A 14,526-nucleotide genomic window follows, 5' to 3' on the forward strand; every position below is an offset into this window, starting at 1 on the left:
CATCGTGCCGATTGCTATGGAAGAGAAGCTTCGCTTCGCTATCCGTGAAGGTGGCCGCACCGTTGGTGCAGGCATCGTAGCTTCGATCATCGAATAATTAGATTTGTGCAGGGGCGCTTCTTTGGAGGCGTCCCGCGTAACAAGGAACAGATGAAATGAACGGTCAAAACATCCGCATTCGCCTTAAGGCGTTTGATCATCGGATCCTTGACGCTTCGACGCGGGAAATCGTGTCGACTGCCAAGCGTACCGGTGCAAATGTGCGCGGACCGATCCCACTGCCAACACGGATCGAAAAGTTCACAGTTAACCGGTCGCCGCACGTCGACAAAAAGAGCCGCGAGCAGTTCGAGATGCGCACGCACAAGCGTCTTCTCGATATCGTTGACCCGACCCCGCAGACAGTTGACGCTCTGATGAAGCTGGACCTGTCAGCAGGTGTTGATGTCGAGATCAAGCTTTAATCGGCTTGAGGACGGAAGGAACGAACCCGATGCGTTCAGGTGTTATCGCACAAAAGCTGGGCATGACCCGCGTCTATAACGACGCTGGCGAACATGTTCCAGTGACAGTTCTTCGGATGGAGAGCTGCCACGTGGTCGCTCAGCGTACAGTTGAAAAGAACGGTTACACAGCTGTTCAGCTTGGCGTTGGACTTGCCAAGGTTAAAAATACAAGCAAAGCTATGCGCGGTCATTTCGCGAAAGCTCAAGTAGAGCCTAAAGCTAAGCTGGCAGAATTCCGCGTTTCAGAAGAAAATCTTCTGGAAGTTGGCGCAGAAATTACTGCAGAGCATTTTGTCCCGGGTCAGAAAGTTGACGTTACCGGAACCTCAATCGGTAAAGGTTTTGCCGGTGTGATGAAGCGCCACAACTTTGGTGGTGGTCGCGCGACACACGGTAACTCTATTTCTCACCGTGCACATGGTTCTACTGGTCAGCGCCAAGATCCAGGTAAGGTGTTTAAAGGCAAAAAGATGGCCGGTCATATGGGGCAGACCCGCGTGACCACACAGAACATCGAAGTCGTCTCTACTGACAGTGATCGTGGCCTTATTCTGGTTCGCGGCGCAGTTCCTGGCTCCAAGGGAGCTTGGATTCTGGTTCGTGATGCAGTCAAGGTTTCTCTGCCAGAGAATGCACCCAAGCCGGCTGGTCTGCGTAAAAGCGCAAATGATGCAGCAGCGGATGCTGTCGCGACTGAGGGAGCCGAATAATGGATCTCACAATTACAACTCTTGAAGGCAAGGATGCCGGCAAGGTCAAGTTGAACGAAGAAATTTTCGGTCTTGAACCTCGTGACGACATTCTTCAGCGCGTAGTGCGCTGGCAACTGGCGCGTCGCCAGCAGGGCGGTCACTCCACGCTTACGCGCGGTGAGGTTGCTCGTACCGGAGCTAAGATGTACAAGCAGAAGGGTACGGGCCGCGCTCGTCACCATTCGGCACGTGCGCCACAGTTCCGCGGCGGTGGTAAGGCTCATGGTCCGGTAATTCGGTCTCATGATCATGATCTGCCTAAAAAGGTTCGTGCACTGGGCTTGCGTCATGCGCTTTCGGCAAAGGCAAAAGGTTCAGACCTGATCATTATTGATGATCTGGCCGCTTCGGAAGCAAAAACGAAACAGCTGGTTGCAAAGTTTGCTAAGCTCGGTCTCGAAAACGCGCTGTTGATCGGCGGAGCCGAGATTGATGCGAACTTCCAGCGGGCGGCAGCGAATATTCCGAACATCGACGTTCTGCCGGTGCAGGGTATCAATGTTTACGACATTCTTCGTCGTGGCAAGCTGGTACTTTCCAAGGCGGCTGTCGAAGCCCTCGAGGAGCGTTTCAAATGACAGATCTTCGCCACTACGACGTGATCGTCAGCCCTGTTATTACTGAGAAGTCGACCTTGGTTTCCGAAAACAATCAGGTTGTCTTCAACGTAGCTCGCAAGGCGACGAAGCCGGAAATCAAGGCTGCAATCGAGGCGCTTTTTGGCGTCAAGGTTAGAGCCGTTAATACCACTGTGCGCAAAGGCAAGGTGAAGCGGTTCCGCGGCATTGTCGGGCGCCAGAGCGATGTCAAAAAAGCGATCGTTACTTTGGCTGAAGGTCAGAGCATCGACGTTTCGACTGGTCTCTGAGAGGCCGTGGAGTAAAGACAATGGCACTCAAGCACTATAATCCGATCACGCCGGGTCAGCGTCAGCTGGTCATCGTTGATCGCTCGGAACTCTACAAGGGTAAACCGGTCAAGTCATTGACGGAAGGTTTGTCCAAGAAGGGTGGCCGTAACAATACTGGTCGTATTACCGTCCGTTATCAGGGTGGTGGTCACAAGCGTAACTATCGTTTGGTTGACTTCAAACGTCGTAAACACGATGTAGTCGCAACGGTAGAACGTCTGGAATACGATCCAAACCGGACTGCGTTTATCGCATTGATCCGCTACGAAGATGGTGAGCTTAGCTACATTCTCGCTCCCCAGCGTCTTGCTGCTGGTGATCAGGTTGTGGCAGGTGCATCCGTCGACGTTAAGCCAGGAAATGCTATGCCGCTTTCGGCTATGCCTGTTGGCACTATCGTCCACAATGTGGAGATGAAGCCGGGCAAGGGTGGTCAGATCGCGCGTTCGGCCGGTGCCTATGCACAGGTAGTTGGCCGTGACCAAGGCATGGTTATTCTACGTCTGAATTCTGGTGAACAGCGTCTTGTTCCTGGTGGATGTTTTGCAACGGTTGGCGCTGTGTCCAATCCTGAGCATAGCAACATCAACGATGGTAAGGCAGGACGTGCTATATGGCGTGGTAAACGCCCTGGTGTTCGCGGCGTTGCCATGAACCCTGTCGATCACCCGCATGGTGGTGGTGAAGGTCGTACTTCAGGTGGCCGTCATCCGGTAACACCTTGGGGTAAGCCAACGAAGGGCAAGAAGACCCGTTCGAATAAGGCGACCGACAAATTCATCATGCGCTCGCGTCATCAGCGCAAGAAATAAGAGAGGTAGTCGGAAGTGGCTCGTTCAGTTTGGAAAGGTCCGTTCGTTGATGGCTATCTTCTCAAAAAAGCTGAGAAGGTACGCGAAAGCGGTCGGAATGAAGTTATCAAGATGTGGAGCCGTCGCTCCACGATCTTGCCGCAGTTTGTCGGCCTGACATTCGGTGTTTATAACGGCAACAAGCATGTGCCGGTGCTAATCTCCGAAGAGATGGTCGGTCACAAGTTCGGTGAATTCGCGCCGACACGTACCTATTACGGTCACGGTGCGGACAAGAAGGCAAAGAGGAAGTAACGATGGGCAAGGCCAAGGCTCCCCGCCAGCTTAAGGATAACGAGGCGAAAGCCGTCGCCCGTACGCTTCGCGTCAGCCCGCAGAAGCTCAATCTTGTAGCGACGATGATTCGCGGCAAGAAAGTTAATGCGGCGCTCGCCGATCTGACGTTCTCGCGCAAGCGGATCGCAGGAACGGTGAAGAAGACGCTCGAATCGGCTATCGCCAACGCAGAGAATAATCATGATCTCGATGTTGACGCGCTGATCGTTGCTGAAGCTTATGTCGGCAAATCTATTGTCATGAAGCGGTTCCGCGTACGCGGACGTGGTAAGGCAAGCCGTATCGAAAAGCCGTTTTCGCATCTCACCATAGTTGTCCGCGAAGTTGCGGAAAAAGGGGAGGCCGCATAATGGGCCAGAAGATTAATCCGATCGGTTTTCGTCTCGGTATCAACCGCACCTGGGATTCCCGTTGGTATGCTAATACCGGCGAGTACGGAAAACTCCTGCATGAAGACGTTAAGATCCGTGAGTATCTTACGAAGGAACTCAAGCAGGCTGCGATCTCAAAGATTGTAATCGAACGTCCGCACAAAAAGTGCCGCGTGACGATCCATTCCGCTCGCCCTGGCATTATTATCGGAAAAAAGGGTGCAGATATCGAAAAGCTTCGCAAGAAGCTTTCCGAGATGACAAATTCCGATACGTCACTCAACATTGTTGAAGTTCGTAAGCCTGAAATTGATGCAACTCTGGTTGCTCAATCCATCGCTCAGCAGCTTGAACGCCGTGTGGCATTCCGTCGCGCTATGAAGCGTGCTGTCCAGTCAGCAATGCGTCTTGGTGCCGAAGGAATTCGTATCAACTGTTCTGGTCGTCTGGGCGGCGCCGAAATCGCGCGTATGGAATGGTATCGTGAAGGTCGCGTTCCGCTTCACACGCTGCGTGCTGATATCGACTACGGTACAGCAGAAGCGCAAACCGCTTACGGTATCTGCGGTGTGAAGGTCTGGGTATTCAAGGGCGAAATCCTTGAGCATGACCCAATGGCATCTGAGCGCCGTGCGGTTGAGGGTGACAATCAGGGTTCCCAGCAGAACCGCCGCCGCGAAAACGCTTGATAAAGCGGGCCGCGGGCGAGAAAATTGGAGTAAAGAACAATGATGCAGCCAAGGCGCACCAAGTTCCGTAAGCAGTTCAAGGGCCGCATTCGCGGCAACTCGAAAGGCGGAACGGAACTCAATTTCGGTGCATTCGGTATCAAAGCACTTGAGCCTGAACGCGTCACAGCACGTCAGATCGAAGCGGCTCGCCGCGCGATCACCCGTCACATGAAACGTGCCGGTCGTGTATGGATCCGCATTTTCCCTGATCTGCCCGTAACGGGTAAACCTACTGAAGTCCGTATGGGTAAAGGTAAGGGATCGGTTGACTACTGGGCATGCCGTGTGGCACCAGGTCGCGTGATGTTTGAGCTTGACGGCGTACCCGAAGATGTGGCACGCGAAGCACTCAGACTCGGTGCTGCGAAGTTGCCGGTCAAGACGCGCTTTATCCAGCGCATAGCTGAATAAGAGAGGCAGCCATGAAAGCCGCTGATATTCGGGCAAAAAGCCTCGATCAGATCAATGAAGAGTTGGTCGCACTGAAGAAAGAACAGTTTAATCTGCGCTTTCAGAAAGCGACTGGCCAACTTGAGAAAACCGCGCGCGTGAAGCAGGTTCGCCGCAACATTGCGCGTATTAAGACTATTGCCCGCCAGAAGGCGGCCGAAAGCAAGGCATAAGGAAGAATTAGCATGCCTAAACGCGTTCTGCAGGGCGTTGTCGTCAGCGACAAGAACGATAAGACTGTTGTAGTGAAGGTTGAGCGCCGCTATTCGCATCCGCTCCTCCAGAAGACAATTCGTCAGTCAAAAAAGTACAAAGCGCACGACGAGAACAACCAATTCAAGGTTGGTGATAGTGTTTCCATTCAGGAATCAGCACCAATCTCGAAGGACAAACGCTGGGTCGTTCTGACGAACGAATCAGCGGGCTAAATTACAAACACGCAGCTTAGGTAGGGCAGGAGCCCTTAACCAGCTGAAGGAAAAGAAGGCGGCCAGTCATGATTCAGATGCAAACAAACCTCGACGTGGCGGATAACTCCGGCGCACGTCGTGTCATGTGCATCAAGGTGCTGGGCGGTTCCAAGCGGCGTTACGCTTCCGTTGGCGACATCATTGTGGTGTCGGTCAAGGAAGCTATCCCGCGCGGCCGCGTCAAAAAAGGTGACGTAATGAAGGCGGTAGTTGTACGTACCGCCAAGGACATTCGTCGTCCGGACGGTAGTGTTATCCGTTTTGATAACAATGCAGCCGTCCTCATTGATAACAAGAAAGAGCCTATTGGTACGCGTATCTTCGGACCGGTTCCGCGTGAACTTCGCGCTAAGAGCCACATGAAGATCATCTCGCTGGCTCCGGAAGTTCTGTAAGGAAGCAAGACGATGCAAAAGATTCGCAAAGGCGACAGCGTTGTCGTGTTGTCCGGTAAGGACAAGGGCCGTAAAGGCGAAGTTCTCAAAGTAATGCCAAAGGATGATAAAGCACTCGTCCGTGGTATAAATGTTGTGAAGCGTCATCAGCGCCAGACACAGACTCAGGAAGCCGGCATTATCTCTAAAGAAGCGCCGATCCATCTGTCCAACCTGGCTATCGTCGATCCTAAGGATGGCAAGCCGACCCGCGTCGGTTTCCGTATTGAGGACGGCAAGAAGGTTCGTGTAGCAAAACGTTCTGGAGCGCTGATCGATGGCTGAGCAAAAGGCACTTCCTCGCTTCAAGCAACTTTATCGGGATAAGATCCGGAAAGCTATGCTTGAAGAATTCAAGTACAGCAATGAGATGCAAATTCCGCGTCTCGATAAAGTTGTACTCAATATGGGCGTTGGCGAAGCTACTGGCGACTCCAAAAAGCCTGCGATTGCTGCGGAAGATCTCGGCCTGATCGCCGGTCAGAAGGCAGTTATTACTCGTGCACGCAATTCGATCGCAACTTTCCGGTTGCGCGAAGACATGCCAATCGGTACGAAGGTTACTCTTCGTCAGGATCGCATGTACGAATTCCTTGATCGCCTGATCACGATCGCGCTTCCACGCGTTCGCGACTTCCGTGGTCTGAATCCGAAGAGCTTTGATGGTCGTGGCAATTTTGCTATGGGTATCAAGGAACACATCGTGTTTCCGGAAATCAACTACGATAAAGTTGATCAGATCTGGGGCATGGACATCATCGTTTGCACGACTGCAAAAACGGATGATGAGGCGCGCGCATTGCTGCGTGGCTTCAACTTCCCGTTCCGCCAGTAACGGCAAGCGTAGCGAGGTATATTAATATGGCCAAGACTAGCGCAGTCGAAAAAAACAAGCGCCGCGAAAAGTTGGTTAAGCGTTACGCTGAAAAGCGTGCACGTCTGAAGGCGATCGTAATGGATCAGAGCCTTCCGCTGGATGAGCGTTTTCGCGCTACTATTCAGCTCGCCGAATTGCCGCGTAATTCAGCCAAGGTTCGTGTTCGCAATCGTTGCGAAATTACAGGCCGGCCGCGTGCTTATTACCGTAAACTGAAGATGTCGCGTATTGCACTTCGTCAGTATGGTTCGCTTGGACAGGTTCCGGGCGTGGTAAAGTCGAGCTGGTAAGGAGTAGCATATGTCTGTGTCAGATCCTATCGGCGATATGCTGACCCGTATCCGCAACGCGATTGGCCGCAAGAAGACCAAGGTTTCGACCCCGGCTTCTAAGCTGCGTGCGCGGGTGCTGGATGTCCTTCAAGCAGAAGGTTATATCCGCGGATACACGCAAAGCGAGTTCGTTAACGGCAAGGCCGAGATCGAAATCGAGCTGAAATATTATGAAGGTGTTCCAGTTATTCGCGAACTTACGCGCGTATCGAAACCTGGCCGTCGCGTTTACGTGTCGGTTAAGTCGATCCCGCAGGTTGCGAATGGCCTTGGCATCTCGATCCTTTCCACACCGAAAGGTGTTATGGCGGATCATGAAGCCCGTGAACAAAACGTTGGTGGTGAGCTGCTTTGCCGCATCTTCTGATGCGGTTGGCAGTGAACAGATAAACGGACAGGTATAAAAATGTCTCGTATCGGTAAAAAACCCGTGCCGGTCCCGGCGGGCGTGACCGCCAGTGTTGAAGGGCAGATCGTCAAAGCTAAGGGCGCAAAAGGCGAATTGTCGTTCGTCGTGCACGATGAAGTTCTGGTCAAAATGGATGAAAACGGCATTTCCGTTGATCCACGTGACCAGTCTAAGAACGCTCGTTCGAAGTGGGGCATGGCCCGCACAATGATTTCTAACATCTTGACTGGTGTAAAAGACGGTTTCGAGAAAAAATTGGAAATCAACGGTGTCGGTTATCGTGCCGCAATGCAGGGCAAAAACCTTCAGCTTTCGCTCGGTTTTAGCCATGACGTTGTCTACAATGTGCCTGCTGGCATCACCGTATCTGTGCCGAAGCCGACGGAAATCGTTGTCTCTGGTATTGATAAGCAGCAAGTCGGCCAGGTAGCGGCGGAAATCCGTGAATATCGCGCGCCAGAGCCTTATAAAGGCAAGGGCGTTAAATATGCGAATGAAGTTATCGTTCGCAAAGAAGGCAAGAAGAAGTAAGGGAAGCGCGTCATGGCATCGCCAAAACAAACTTTGCAGCGTCGCGCTGCTCGCGTTCGTCGTCAGATCAAGGCGGTCGCGAACGGCCGTCCGCGCCTCAGTGTTTATCGCTCATCAAAGAACATTTATGTTCAGGTTATCGATGATGTACGCGGTGTAACTATTGCGTCAGCCTCGACTCTGGATGGTGATTTGAAGGGCAAACTCAGCACTGGTGCCGATCAGGCGGCGGCTAAAGCCGTTGGTAAACTGGTTGCTGAGCGTGCGGTAAAGGCTGGTATCAAAGAAGTCGTGTTTGATCGTGGTGCATATATTTACCATGGTCGAGTCAAGGCTCTTGCAGAAGCAGCTCGTGAAGGCGGGTTGAGCTTCTAATTAAAACTTGTGCTTCCGGAAAAGAATAAAGGAATAGGATATGGCACAGAGAGATCGTAACCGTGAAGATCGCGGTCGCGAAGAGCGTGATAGCGAATTCGTTGACAAGCTTGTTCACATCAACCGTGTTGCCAAAGTGGTCAAGGGTGGCCGTCGTTTTGGTTTTGCCGCACTGGTAGTAGTGGGCGATCAGAAGGGCCGCGTTGGCTTTGGTCATGGTAAGGCGCGCGAAGTACCTGAGGCAATCCGTAAGGCAACTGAAGCTGCCAAGCGTGATTTGATCTTTGTTCCACTTCGTTCGGGTCGTACCCTTCATCACGATGTGAATGGCCGTCACGGCGCTGGCAAGGTTCTGCTTCGCGCAGCTCCGGCTGGTACTGGTATCATTGCTGGTGGTCCGATGCGTGCGGTGTTCGAGACTCTTGGCGTTCAGGACGTAGTTGCCAAATCGCTGGGCTCATCGAACCCTTACAACATGGTTCGTGCAACCTTTGACGCTCTGAAGCATCAGATGCATCCAAAGGATATTGCTGCACAGCGTGGTATTAAGTACTCGACCCTTCAGGCTCGCCGCCAAGAAGTAGTCGGATCCGAAGAATAGCCAATAGTTTGTGCCAGTCCGGTAATCACCGGATACGCCATAGACAAGGATTTTAGTGATGGCTGATAAGAAGGGTAAGACGGTTACGGTCGAACAGATCGGCAGCCCTATCCGCCGTCCAGCCGTACAGCGCGCAACGCTGATCGGTCTTGGACTTAACAAAATGCACCGCCGCCGTACGCTGGAAGATACACCTTCCGTACGCGGTATGATCGCCAGGGTTCAGCACCTTGTCCGCGTTGTGGACGAAGGCTGAGAGCGCAGGGAGACAGAGAAATGAAACTCAACGATCTGCGTAATAGGCCAGGTTCGGTCCAGGCACCAAAACGCGTTGGTCGCGGTATTGGTTCTGGTACCGGTAAGACCGGCGGTCGTGGCGTCAAGGGACAAAAGTCTCGTTCAGGCGTAGCGATTAACGGTTTTGAAGGCGGCCAGATGCCAATCTACCGCCGTCTGCCGAAGCGTGGTTTCACCAACATTTTTGCAAAAGACTTTAACATTTTATCGCTTGGTCGTATCCAGATCGCGATCGATGCTGGTAAGCTTGATGCGAAAGAAGTTGTGAACATTGAAACGCTGAAAGCTGCGGGCGTCATTCGTCGTGCGAAAGACGGTGTTCGTATTCTTGCGGATGGTGATCTTAAGACCAAAGTTGCTTTTGAAGTAGCAGGTGCTTCCAAGCAGGCGATTGAAAAAATCGAAAAAGCTGGTGGCAGCATTAAGCTTCCAGAAGCTGCAGCGAAATAAAACGATTAAAAAATTGAGCGGCGGCCCAGTGCAAATTCGTTAAAGGGGAAGAATTCCCTTTAGAATTGCGATTTAAACTGGGCCGCCGCTTGCATCTCTATGCCAATGCGCATATCTGGGCAGAGTCTTCTTTTATGCGGGTGCGAGTCGGATGATGTTCGACATGCGTTTTGAAGACAGGAGCTTTTTACCGGAGAAATTTAATGGCGTCGGCTGCTGAACAGCTAGTTTCCAATTTAAATTTTTCAGCTTTTTCGAAAGCTGAAGAACTCAAGAAGCGTATCTGGTTCACACTGGGCGCATTGCTCGTTTATCGTTTTGGTACTTACATACCACTTCCAGGTATCAATCCAGAAGCGCTGGCGCAGGCATTTTCGCAGCACAGTCAAGGCGTGCTGGGGCTTTTTAATATGTTTGCCGGTGGTGCAGTTGGTCGTATGGCCATATTCGCGCTCGGCATTATGCCTTATATTTCCGCTTCCATTATTGTGCAGCTTATGACGTCGGTTGTTCCGACGCTTGAAGCTCTCAAAAAGGAAGGCGAATCTGGTCGCAAGATCATCAATCAATATACCCGCTACGGTACCGTTCTGCTCGCAATGGTTCAGGCCTATGCGATTTCGGTAGGGCTGCAATCGGGCACTGGAATCGTGTCCAATCCAGGGCCGTTCTTTATCATTTCATCGGTTATCACGCTTGTTGGCGGAACGATGTTCTTGATGTGGCTTGGTGAACAGATTACTGCACGCGGCATTGGTAACGGTATTTCACTGATAATTTTTGCCGGGATTGTAGCCAATCTCCCATCAGCTATTTCCGGTACATTAGAGCTGGGTCGAACAGGAGCATTATCGACCGGGCTTATCCTGGGTGTGATCGTTTTGGCGATTGCATTGATCGGTATTATCGTATTTGTAGAACGTGCGCAGCGCCGTCTTCTGATCCAATATCCGAAGCGCCAGGTTGGCAATCGTATGTTCCAGGGCGATACTTCGCACCTTCCGCTCAAGCTGAACACAGCTGGTGTAATTCCGCCGATCTTCGCATCGTCGCTGTTGCTGCTGCCAGCAACGGTTGCCGGATTTGCCAATTCAGCTGAAATGCCTGGTTGGGCAACCACAATTCTGAATGCACTTGGCCATGGCCAGCCGCTTTATATGCTGCTTTATGCTGCGTTGATTGCATTCTTCTGTTTTTTCTACACAGCCATTGTTTTCAATCCAAGAGACACTGCCGATCAGCTTAAAAAGCACTCAGGATTTATCCCAGGCATTCGTCCGGGAGAGCGCACGGCTGAATATATCGACTATGTTTTGACACGTATCACCGTGATCGGTGCCATCTACATCGTGCTTGTCTGTCTCCTGCCGGAGTTTTTGATTTCCGCGACCGGTGTGCCTTTCTATCTTGGCGGTACGTCGTTGTTGATTGTGGTCAGCGTGACATTGGATACGGTTGCGCAAGTTCAAGGACATCTTGTTGCTCATCAATATGAAGGGCTGATCAAGAAGTCCAAACTCAGAGGTGGGAAACGTAACAGATGAGATTGATACTTCTTGGGCCGCCCGGAGCAGGTAAGGGGACGCAGGCTGGACTTCTTACCAAGAAGCATGGAATACCACAGCTTTCGACTGGCGACATGCTGCGGGCAGCGGTCGCCGAACAAAGCGAAATAGGTAAGCGCGCAAAAGCCATCATGGATGCAGGGCAACTTGTTTCCGATGATGTGGTAAACCAGATTGTTTCAGAGCGTATTGATGCGCCTGATTGTGCGAATGGTTTTATCCTTGATGGCTATCCGCGTACTGTCCCGCAAGCAGAAGCTCTCGGTGCGATGCTTGCAGAAAAAGGTCTCAAACTTAACGCTGTGATTGAGCTTAAGGTTGATGAGAACGCATTGGTAAAGCGGATGGAAACGCGCGTAGCGGAAACGCTCGCTAATGGCGGGCAGGCTCGCTCAGACGATAATCCTGAGGCATTCCGTAAGCGTCTTATTGAATATCGGGAAAAGACTGCCCCGCTTTCAAGCTACTATGCTGGCACAGGTGAATTGCGGGTCATTAATGGTATGGCTCCGGTTCAAGATGTCGCCGCAGAGATTGAGAGAACGCTTATCCCAGCGTGATACAATCAGCTCATCTTATAGGCAAATCAGCATCAAGCTGGTTTGCCTATAAGATATTAAAAGTCACTTTGTGGAAGCACGCATTTGGGTTTTGCGGGTTTACCTACAGTTAATAGTTGACTTTTTTCAATGATTCCGTCAAAGACTGCGCCACTTCATCAGGTTTTGAATGGGCAGTGCTGGTGGAATACAATATGCCAGAACGGCTATTCATGCCGTCCGGGGAAAAAACTCTGGATGGAGACAACATAACTCAAGGAGAAAAGACGTGGCACGTATCGCTGGCGTCAACATCCCGACGAACAAGCGCGTCATCATTGCGCTTCAGTACATCCATGGGATTGGACCTAAATTTGCCCGTGAAATCGTAACGAAGGTCGGCATCGCTGACGATCGTCGCGTAAATCAGCTTACCGATGCTGAAGTTCTTCAGATTCGTGAAGCCATTGATGCTGAATATCAGGTCGAAGGTGATCTTCGTCGTGAAGTATCGATGAATATTAAGCGTTTGATGGATCTGGGTTGCTATCGCGGTCTGCGTCACCGCCGTTCGCTGCCAGTTCGTGGTCAGCGTACGCATACCAATGCTCGCACCCGTAAGGGTCCCGCAAAGGCGATTGCAGGTAAGAAGAAATAATTTCTATCAGGTCCAGCCAGTTTTGGTTGGGTTTGTGACTGGTCCTTTTCAAAGGGCCGGTGTAGCCGCTGGAATTACGGCGGTGTAGAGATCGATTTGAAAGGACTGACATGGCCAAGGAAGCCACACGCGTTCGCCGTCGCGAACGTAAAAATATTTCATCGGGCGTAGCCCATGTAAATTCGACATTTAACAACACCATGATCACCATTTCAGATGCGCAGGGCAATGCGATTGCCTGGTCGTCTGCGGGTGCTCAGGGTTTTAAAGGTTCGCGTAAGTCGACCCCGTTCGCTGCACAGATCGCTGCTGAAGATTGCGCCAAGAAGGCTCAAGAACATGGCATGCGCTCCCTCGAAGTCGAGGTTTGCGGACCGGGCTCTGGCCGCGAATCTGCGTTGCGTGCTCTGCAGGCTGCAGGCTTTGTTATTACGTCTATCCGTGATGTGACGCCGATTCCGCACAATGGTTGCCGTCCGCGCAAAAAGCGCCGGGTCTGATTTTCATTCGCATATCGTATGAGCCTCGGAATGCTTCCGGGGCTCCTCTACGGTTTCTTCACTAGATCGCTACGATTGGATGGTGGCGACGGTTGAAAGAGGAAATCCAAATGATCCAGAAAAACTGGCAAGAATTAATCAAGCCAAACAAAGTCGAATTCAGTACTCGCGGTTCCGGTAATGAGGTTAGCATTGTTGCTGAGCCTTTGGAGCGCGGTTATGGTTTGACGCTTGGCAATGCTTTGCGCCGTGTGCTGCTCTCCTCCCTGCGGGGCGCTGCGGTAACCGCAATTCAGATTGACGGCGTATTGCACGAGTTCTCGTCGATTCCGGGTGTTCGGGAAGATGTCACCGACATCGTTCTGAACGTCAAGGAAATCGCGATCCGTATGGAAGGCGAAGGCCCCAAGCGCATGGTTGTCCGTAAGGAAGGCCCTGGCGTGGTAACGGCTGGTGATATTCAGACCGTGGGCGATGTTGAAGTGCTCAATCCAGAGCATGTCATTTGCACTTTGGACGAAGGCGCTGAGATCCGTATGGAACTGACCGTTAATAACGGTAAAGGTTATGTACCGGCTGATCGCAATCGCGCGGAAGACGCGCCTATTGGGCTCATTCCGATCGATAGTCTTTATTCTCCGGTGCGCAAAGTCTCTTACAAGATCGAGAACACCCGTGAAGGGCAGGTTCTTGACTATGATAAGCTGACGCTAAACGTCGAGACCAATGGTTCTGTTTCCGGTGAGGACGCTGTTGCTTTTGCGGCACGTATTCTCCAGGACCAGCTAGCCATCTTTGTCAACTTCGAAGAACCAGAGAAAGAGGCTCAGGAAGAGCAGGTTGCTGAACTTGCCTTCAACCCGGCTCTACTTAAGAAGGTTGACGAACTCGAACTATCAGTTCGTTCGGCCAACTGCCTGAAGAATGACAATATCGTCTATATCGGCGATCTAATCCAGAAAACGGAAGCCGAGATGCTGCGGACTCCGAATTTCGGCCGCAAGTCGCTTAACGAGATCAAAGAAGTTCTCGCGTCGATGGGTCTCCATCTTGGTATGGAAATTCCAGCCTGGCCGCCGGAAAACATTGAAGAACTCGCAAAGCGTTACGAAGACCAATATTAATATCGGCAAATCCGGTAAGATACGAATTAAAGGAGAAGGCTCATGCGCCACGGTAACGCACACCGTAAGCTGAACCGCACTGCCTCGCACCGCAAGGCGATGTTTGCCAATATGGCGGCTTCGCTCATCGAACACGAGCAGATTGTTACTACGCTTCCAAAGGCGAAAGAAATTCGTCCGATCGTTGAAAAGCTTGTTACACTTGGCAAGCGCGGCGATCTGCACGCACGTCGTCAGGCCATTTCAGCAGTGCGCGATCCAAAGATCGTTGCTAAGCTGTTTGACACGATCGCAACGCGTTATGCTACGCGTAATGGCGGTTACCTTCGTATTATGAAGGCTGGCTTCCGTACGGGTGACAACGCTCCGATGGCTGTTGTCGAGTTCGTTGAGCGCGATGTCGACGCCAAGGGGAAAGCTGATCGCGAACGTGTAGAAGCGGAACAGGCGGCGGAAGCTAACGCAGCATAATTTTCGCTTTTATATTTTAAAAAGG

General features: G+C 51.7%; 28 protein-coding genes. All 28 read left to right on the forward strand.

Translation table 11 applies throughout. The annotated features are described in order from the left end of the window. A partial coding sequence (locus tag C7374_RS16135) for an EF-Tu C-terminal domain-related protein (protein ID WP_146086625.1) occupies nt 1-97 on the forward strand: 97 nt, incomplete at its 5' end. A 58-nt stretch (nt 98-155) separates the two neighbouring features. Further along, nucleotides 156-464 carry a 30S ribosomal protein S10 gene (gene rpsJ / locus C7374_RS05020; RefSeq protein WP_111574506.1) on the forward strand — a complete coding sequence of 103 codons (309 nt, stop codon included), beginning with the start codon at nt 156-158 and terminating at the stop codon, nt 462-464. Between the two features lie 29 nt (nt 465-493). Then, nucleotides 494-1,216 carry a 50S ribosomal protein L3 gene (rplC, locus tag C7374_RS05025; RefSeq protein ID WP_111574507.1) on the forward strand — a complete coding sequence of 241 codons (723 nt, stop codon included), beginning with the start codon at nt 494-496 and terminating at the stop codon, nt 1,214-1,216. Further along, nucleotides 1,216-1,836: a 50S ribosomal protein L4 gene (gene rplD, locus C7374_RS05030; RefSeq protein WP_111574508.1), complete on the forward strand. Its 621-nt coding sequence runs from the start codon at nt 1,216-1,218 to the stop codon at nt 1,834-1,836. The genes rplC and rplD overlap by 1 nt, the downstream gene beginning before the upstream one ends. Next, nucleotides 1,833-2,126, forward strand: coding sequence for a 50S ribosomal protein L23 (locus tag C7374_RS05035; protein WP_111574509.1), 294 nt, complete (start codon nt 1,833-1,835; stop codon nt 2,124-2,126). Before rplD ends, C7374_RS05035 begins: the two co-directional genes overlap by 4 nt. Nucleotides 2,127-2,146: 20 nt before the next feature. Then, nucleotides 2,147-2,980: a 50S ribosomal protein L2 gene (gene rplB / locus C7374_RS05040; protein WP_111574510.1), complete on the forward strand. Its 834-nt coding sequence runs from the start codon at nt 2,147-2,149 to the stop codon at nt 2,978-2,980. 15 nt (nt 2,981-2,995) lie between these two features. Continuing rightward, nucleotides 2,996-3,274, forward strand: coding sequence for a 30S ribosomal protein S19 (gene rpsS / locus C7374_RS05045; protein WP_111574511.1), 279 nt, complete (start codon nt 2,996-2,998; stop codon nt 3,272-3,274). A gap of 2 nt (nt 3,275-3,276) precedes the next feature. Further along, nucleotides 3,277-3,666, forward strand: a complete 390-nt coding sequence (gene rplV, locus C7374_RS05050; RefSeq protein ID WP_111574512.1) for a 50S ribosomal protein L22 — start codon at nt 3,277-3,279, stop codon at nt 3,664-3,666. Then, on the forward strand, nt 3,666-4,376 hold the full coding sequence (rpsC, locus tag C7374_RS05055) for a 30S ribosomal protein S3 (protein WP_111574513.1): 711 nt from the start codon (nt 3,666-3,668) through the stop codon (nt 4,374-4,376). Before rplV ends, rpsC begins: the two co-directional genes overlap by 1 nt. Before the next feature lie 39 nt (nt 4,377-4,415). Beyond that, complete coding sequence (rplP, locus tag C7374_RS05060) at nt 4,416-4,829, forward strand: 50S ribosomal protein L16 (protein ID WP_111574514.1); 414 nt, start codon at nt 4,416-4,418, stop codon at nt 4,827-4,829. Nucleotides 4,830-4,840: 11 nt separating this feature from the next. Next, entirely contained in the window at nt 4,841-5,041 is a 201-nt protein-coding gene (gene rpmC, locus C7374_RS05065; RefSeq protein WP_111574515.1) for a 50S ribosomal protein L29, read from the forward strand. 12 nt (nt 5,042-5,053) lie between these two features. Then, a complete protein-coding gene (rpsQ, locus tag C7374_RS05070; RefSeq protein ID WP_111574516.1) occupies nt 5,054-5,296 on the forward strand; it encodes a 30S ribosomal protein S17 in 243 nt (80 codons plus the stop codon). Between the two features lie 68 nt (nt 5,297-5,364). Then, nucleotides 5,365-5,733, forward strand: a complete 369-nt coding sequence (gene rplN / locus C7374_RS05075; protein WP_109705997.1) for a 50S ribosomal protein L14 — start codon at nt 5,365-5,367, stop codon at nt 5,731-5,733. Between the two features lie 12 nt (nt 5,734-5,745). Then, the gene (rplX, locus tag C7374_RS05080; protein ID WP_111574517.1) at nt 5,746-6,057 is read left to right on the forward strand and encodes a 50S ribosomal protein L24; all 312 of its coding nucleotides are present in this window, start codon (nt 5,746-5,748) and stop codon (nt 6,055-6,057) included. Next, nucleotides 6,050-6,607 (forward strand): 50S ribosomal protein L5, encoded by a 558-nt coding sequence (gene rplE / locus C7374_RS05085; RefSeq protein ID WP_111574518.1) that lies wholly within the window; start codon nt 6,050-6,052, stop codon nt 6,605-6,607. The genes rplX and rplE overlap by 8 nt, the downstream gene beginning before the upstream one ends. Before the next feature lie 26 nt (nt 6,608-6,633). Further along, nucleotides 6,634-6,939, forward strand: coding sequence for a 30S ribosomal protein S14 (rpsN, locus tag C7374_RS05090; RefSeq protein WP_111574519.1), 306 nt, complete (start codon nt 6,634-6,636; stop codon nt 6,937-6,939). A 10-nt stretch (nt 6,940-6,949) separates the two neighbouring features. Beyond that, nucleotides 6,950-7,348, forward strand: a complete 399-nt coding sequence (gene rpsH / locus C7374_RS05095; RefSeq protein WP_111574520.1) for a 30S ribosomal protein S8 — start codon at nt 6,950-6,952, stop codon at nt 7,346-7,348. A gap of 39 nt (nt 7,349-7,387) precedes the next feature. After that, on the forward strand, nt 7,388-7,921 hold the full coding sequence (rplF, locus tag C7374_RS05100; protein WP_111574521.1) for a 50S ribosomal protein L6: 534 nt from the start codon (nt 7,388-7,390) through the stop codon (nt 7,919-7,921). A gap of 12 nt (nt 7,922-7,933) precedes the next feature. Next, nucleotides 7,934-8,296, forward strand: a complete 363-nt coding sequence (gene rplR, locus C7374_RS05105; protein WP_111574522.1) for a 50S ribosomal protein L18 — start codon at nt 7,934-7,936, stop codon at nt 8,294-8,296. Between the two features lie 40 nt (nt 8,297-8,336). Next, nucleotides 8,337-8,897 (forward strand): 30S ribosomal protein S5, encoded by a 561-nt coding sequence (rpsE, locus tag C7374_RS05110; protein ID WP_111574523.1) that lies wholly within the window; start codon nt 8,337-8,339, stop codon nt 8,895-8,897. 58 nt (nt 8,898-8,955) lie between these two features. Continuing rightward, nucleotides 8,956-9,153, forward strand: a complete 198-nt coding sequence (gene rpmD, locus C7374_RS05115) for a 50S ribosomal protein L30 (protein WP_111574524.1) — start codon at nt 8,956-8,958, stop codon at nt 9,151-9,153. Between the two features lie 20 nt (nt 9,154-9,173). After that, nucleotides 9,174-9,644 carry a 50S ribosomal protein L15 gene (rplO, locus tag C7374_RS05120; RefSeq protein WP_111574525.1) on the forward strand — a complete coding sequence of 157 codons (471 nt, stop codon included), beginning with the start codon at nt 9,174-9,176 and terminating at the stop codon, nt 9,642-9,644. A 203-nt stretch (nt 9,645-9,847) separates the two neighbouring features. Further along, entirely contained in the window at nt 9,848-11,188 is a 1,341-nt protein-coding gene (gene secY / locus C7374_RS05125) for a preprotein translocase subunit SecY (RefSeq protein WP_111574526.1), read from the forward strand. Next, the gene (locus tag C7374_RS05130) at nt 11,185-11,769 is read left to right on the forward strand and encodes an adenylate kinase (protein ID WP_111574527.1); all 585 of its coding nucleotides are present in this window, start codon (nt 11,185-11,187) and stop codon (nt 11,767-11,769) included. The genes secY and C7374_RS05130 overlap by 4 nt, the downstream gene beginning before the upstream one ends. A 268-nt stretch (nt 11,770-12,037) precedes the next feature. Next, entirely contained in the window at nt 12,038-12,406 is a 369-nt protein-coding gene (rpsM, locus tag C7374_RS05135) for a 30S ribosomal protein S13 (protein WP_111574528.1), read from the forward strand. A gap of 110 nt (nt 12,407-12,516) precedes the next feature. Continuing rightward, nucleotides 12,517-12,906: a 30S ribosomal protein S11 gene (rpsK, locus tag C7374_RS05140; RefSeq protein WP_111574529.1), complete on the forward strand. Its 390-nt coding sequence runs from the start codon at nt 12,517-12,519 to the stop codon at nt 12,904-12,906. Nucleotides 12,907-13,016: 110 nt separating this feature from the next. Then, entirely contained in the window at nt 13,017-14,030 is a 1,014-nt protein-coding gene (locus C7374_RS05145; RefSeq protein WP_111574530.1) for a DNA-directed RNA polymerase subunit alpha, read from the forward strand. Nucleotides 14,031-14,072: 42 nt separating this feature from the next. Then, nucleotides 14,073-14,501 carry a 50S ribosomal protein L17 gene (gene rplQ, locus C7374_RS05150; RefSeq protein WP_111574531.1) on the forward strand — a complete coding sequence of 143 codons (429 nt, stop codon included), beginning with the start codon at nt 14,073-14,075 and terminating at the stop codon, nt 14,499-14,501. The last annotated feature ends 25 nt before the right edge of the window (nt 14,502-14,526 follow it).

Origin of the sequence: Falsochrobactrum ovis (genome assembly GCF_003259955.1) — a bacterium.
Lineage (GTDB): Bacteria > Pseudomonadota > Alphaproteobacteria > Rhizobiales > Rhizobiaceae > Brucella > Brucella ovis_A.

Bases quoted from the DNA above. Each gene is read 5' to 3' on its own strand.
- rpsK (WP_111574529.1), top strand. From the start codon at position 12,517: ATGGCCAAGGAAGCCACACGCGTTCGCCGTCGCGAACGTAAAAATATT.
- rplE (WP_111574518.1), top strand. From the start codon at position 6,050: ATGGCTGAGCAAAAGGCACTTCCTCGCTTCAAGCAACTTTATCGGGAT.
- C7374_RS05145 (WP_111574530.1), top strand. From the start codon at position 13,017: ATGATCCAGAAAAACTGGCAAGAATTAATCAAGCCAAACAAAGTCGAA.
- rplD (WP_111574508.1), top strand. From the start codon at position 1,216: ATGGATCTCACAATTACAACTCTTGAAGGCAAGGATGCCGGCAAGGTC.
- rplC (WP_111574507.1), top strand. From the start codon at position 494: ATGCGTTCAGGTGTTATCGCACAAAAGCTGGGCATGACCCGCGTCTAT.
- rpsC (WP_111574513.1), top strand. From the start codon at position 3,666: ATGGGCCAGAAGATTAATCCGATCGGTTTTCGTCTCGGTATCAACCGC.
- secY (WP_111574526.1), top strand. From the start codon at position 9,848: ATGGCGTCGGCTGCTGAACAGCTAGTTTCCAATTTAAATTTTTCAGCT.
- rplF (WP_111574521.1), top strand. From the start codon at position 7,388: ATGTCTCGTATCGGTAAAAAACCCGTGCCGGTCCCGGCGGGCGTGACC.
- rpsN (WP_111574519.1), top strand. From the start codon at position 6,634: ATGGCCAAGACTAGCGCAGTCGAAAAAAACAAGCGCCGCGAAAAGTTG.
- rpmC (WP_111574515.1), top strand. From the start codon at position 4,841: ATGAAAGCCGCTGATATTCGGGCAAAAAGCCTCGATCAGATCAATGAA.
- rpsE (WP_111574523.1), top strand. From the start codon at position 8,337: ATGGCACAGAGAGATCGTAACCGTGAAGATCGCGGTCGCGAAGAGCGT.
- rpmD (WP_111574524.1), top strand. From the start codon at position 8,956: ATGGCTGATAAGAAGGGTAAGACGGTTACGGTCGAACAGATCGGCAGC.
- rpsJ (WP_111574506.1), top strand. From the start codon at position 156: ATGAACGGTCAAAACATCCGCATTCGCCTTAAGGCGTTTGATCATCGG.
- rplP (WP_111574514.1), top strand. From the start codon at position 4,416: ATGATGCAGCCAAGGCGCACCAAGTTCCGTAAGCAGTTCAAGGGCCGC.
- rplX (WP_111574517.1), top strand. From the start codon at position 5,746: ATGCAAAAGATTCGCAAAGGCGACAGCGTTGTCGTGTTGTCCGGTAAG.
- C7374_RS05035 (WP_111574509.1), top strand. From the start codon at position 1,833: ATGACAGATCTTCGCCACTACGACGTGATCGTCAGCCCTGTTATTACT.
- rplN (WP_109705997.1), top strand. From the start codon at position 5,365: ATGATTCAGATGCAAACAAACCTCGACGTGGCGGATAACTCCGGCGCA.
- rpsH (WP_111574520.1), top strand. From the start codon at position 6,950: ATGTCTGTGTCAGATCCTATCGGCGATATGCTGACCCGTATCCGCAAC.
- rplO (WP_111574525.1), top strand. From the start codon at position 9,174: ATGAAACTCAACGATCTGCGTAATAGGCCAGGTTCGGTCCAGGCACCA.
- C7374_RS05130 (WP_111574527.1), top strand. From the start codon at position 11,185: ATGAGATTGATACTTCTTGGGCCGCCCGGAGCAGGTAAGGGGACGCAG.
- rplB (WP_111574510.1), top strand. From the start codon at position 2,147: ATGGCACTCAAGCACTATAATCCGATCACGCCGGGTCAGCGTCAGCTG.
- rplQ (WP_111574531.1), top strand. From the start codon at position 14,073: ATGCGCCACGGTAACGCACACCGTAAGCTGAACCGCACTGCCTCGCAC.
- rpsQ (WP_111574516.1), top strand. From the start codon at position 5,054: ATGCCTAAACGCGTTCTGCAGGGCGTTGTCGTCAGCGACAAGAACGAT.
- rplR (WP_111574522.1), top strand. From the start codon at position 7,934: ATGGCATCGCCAAAACAAACTTTGCAGCGTCGCGCTGCTCGCGTTCGT.
- rplV (WP_111574512.1), top strand. From the start codon at position 3,277: ATGGGCAAGGCCAAGGCTCCCCGCCAGCTTAAGGATAACGAGGCGAAA.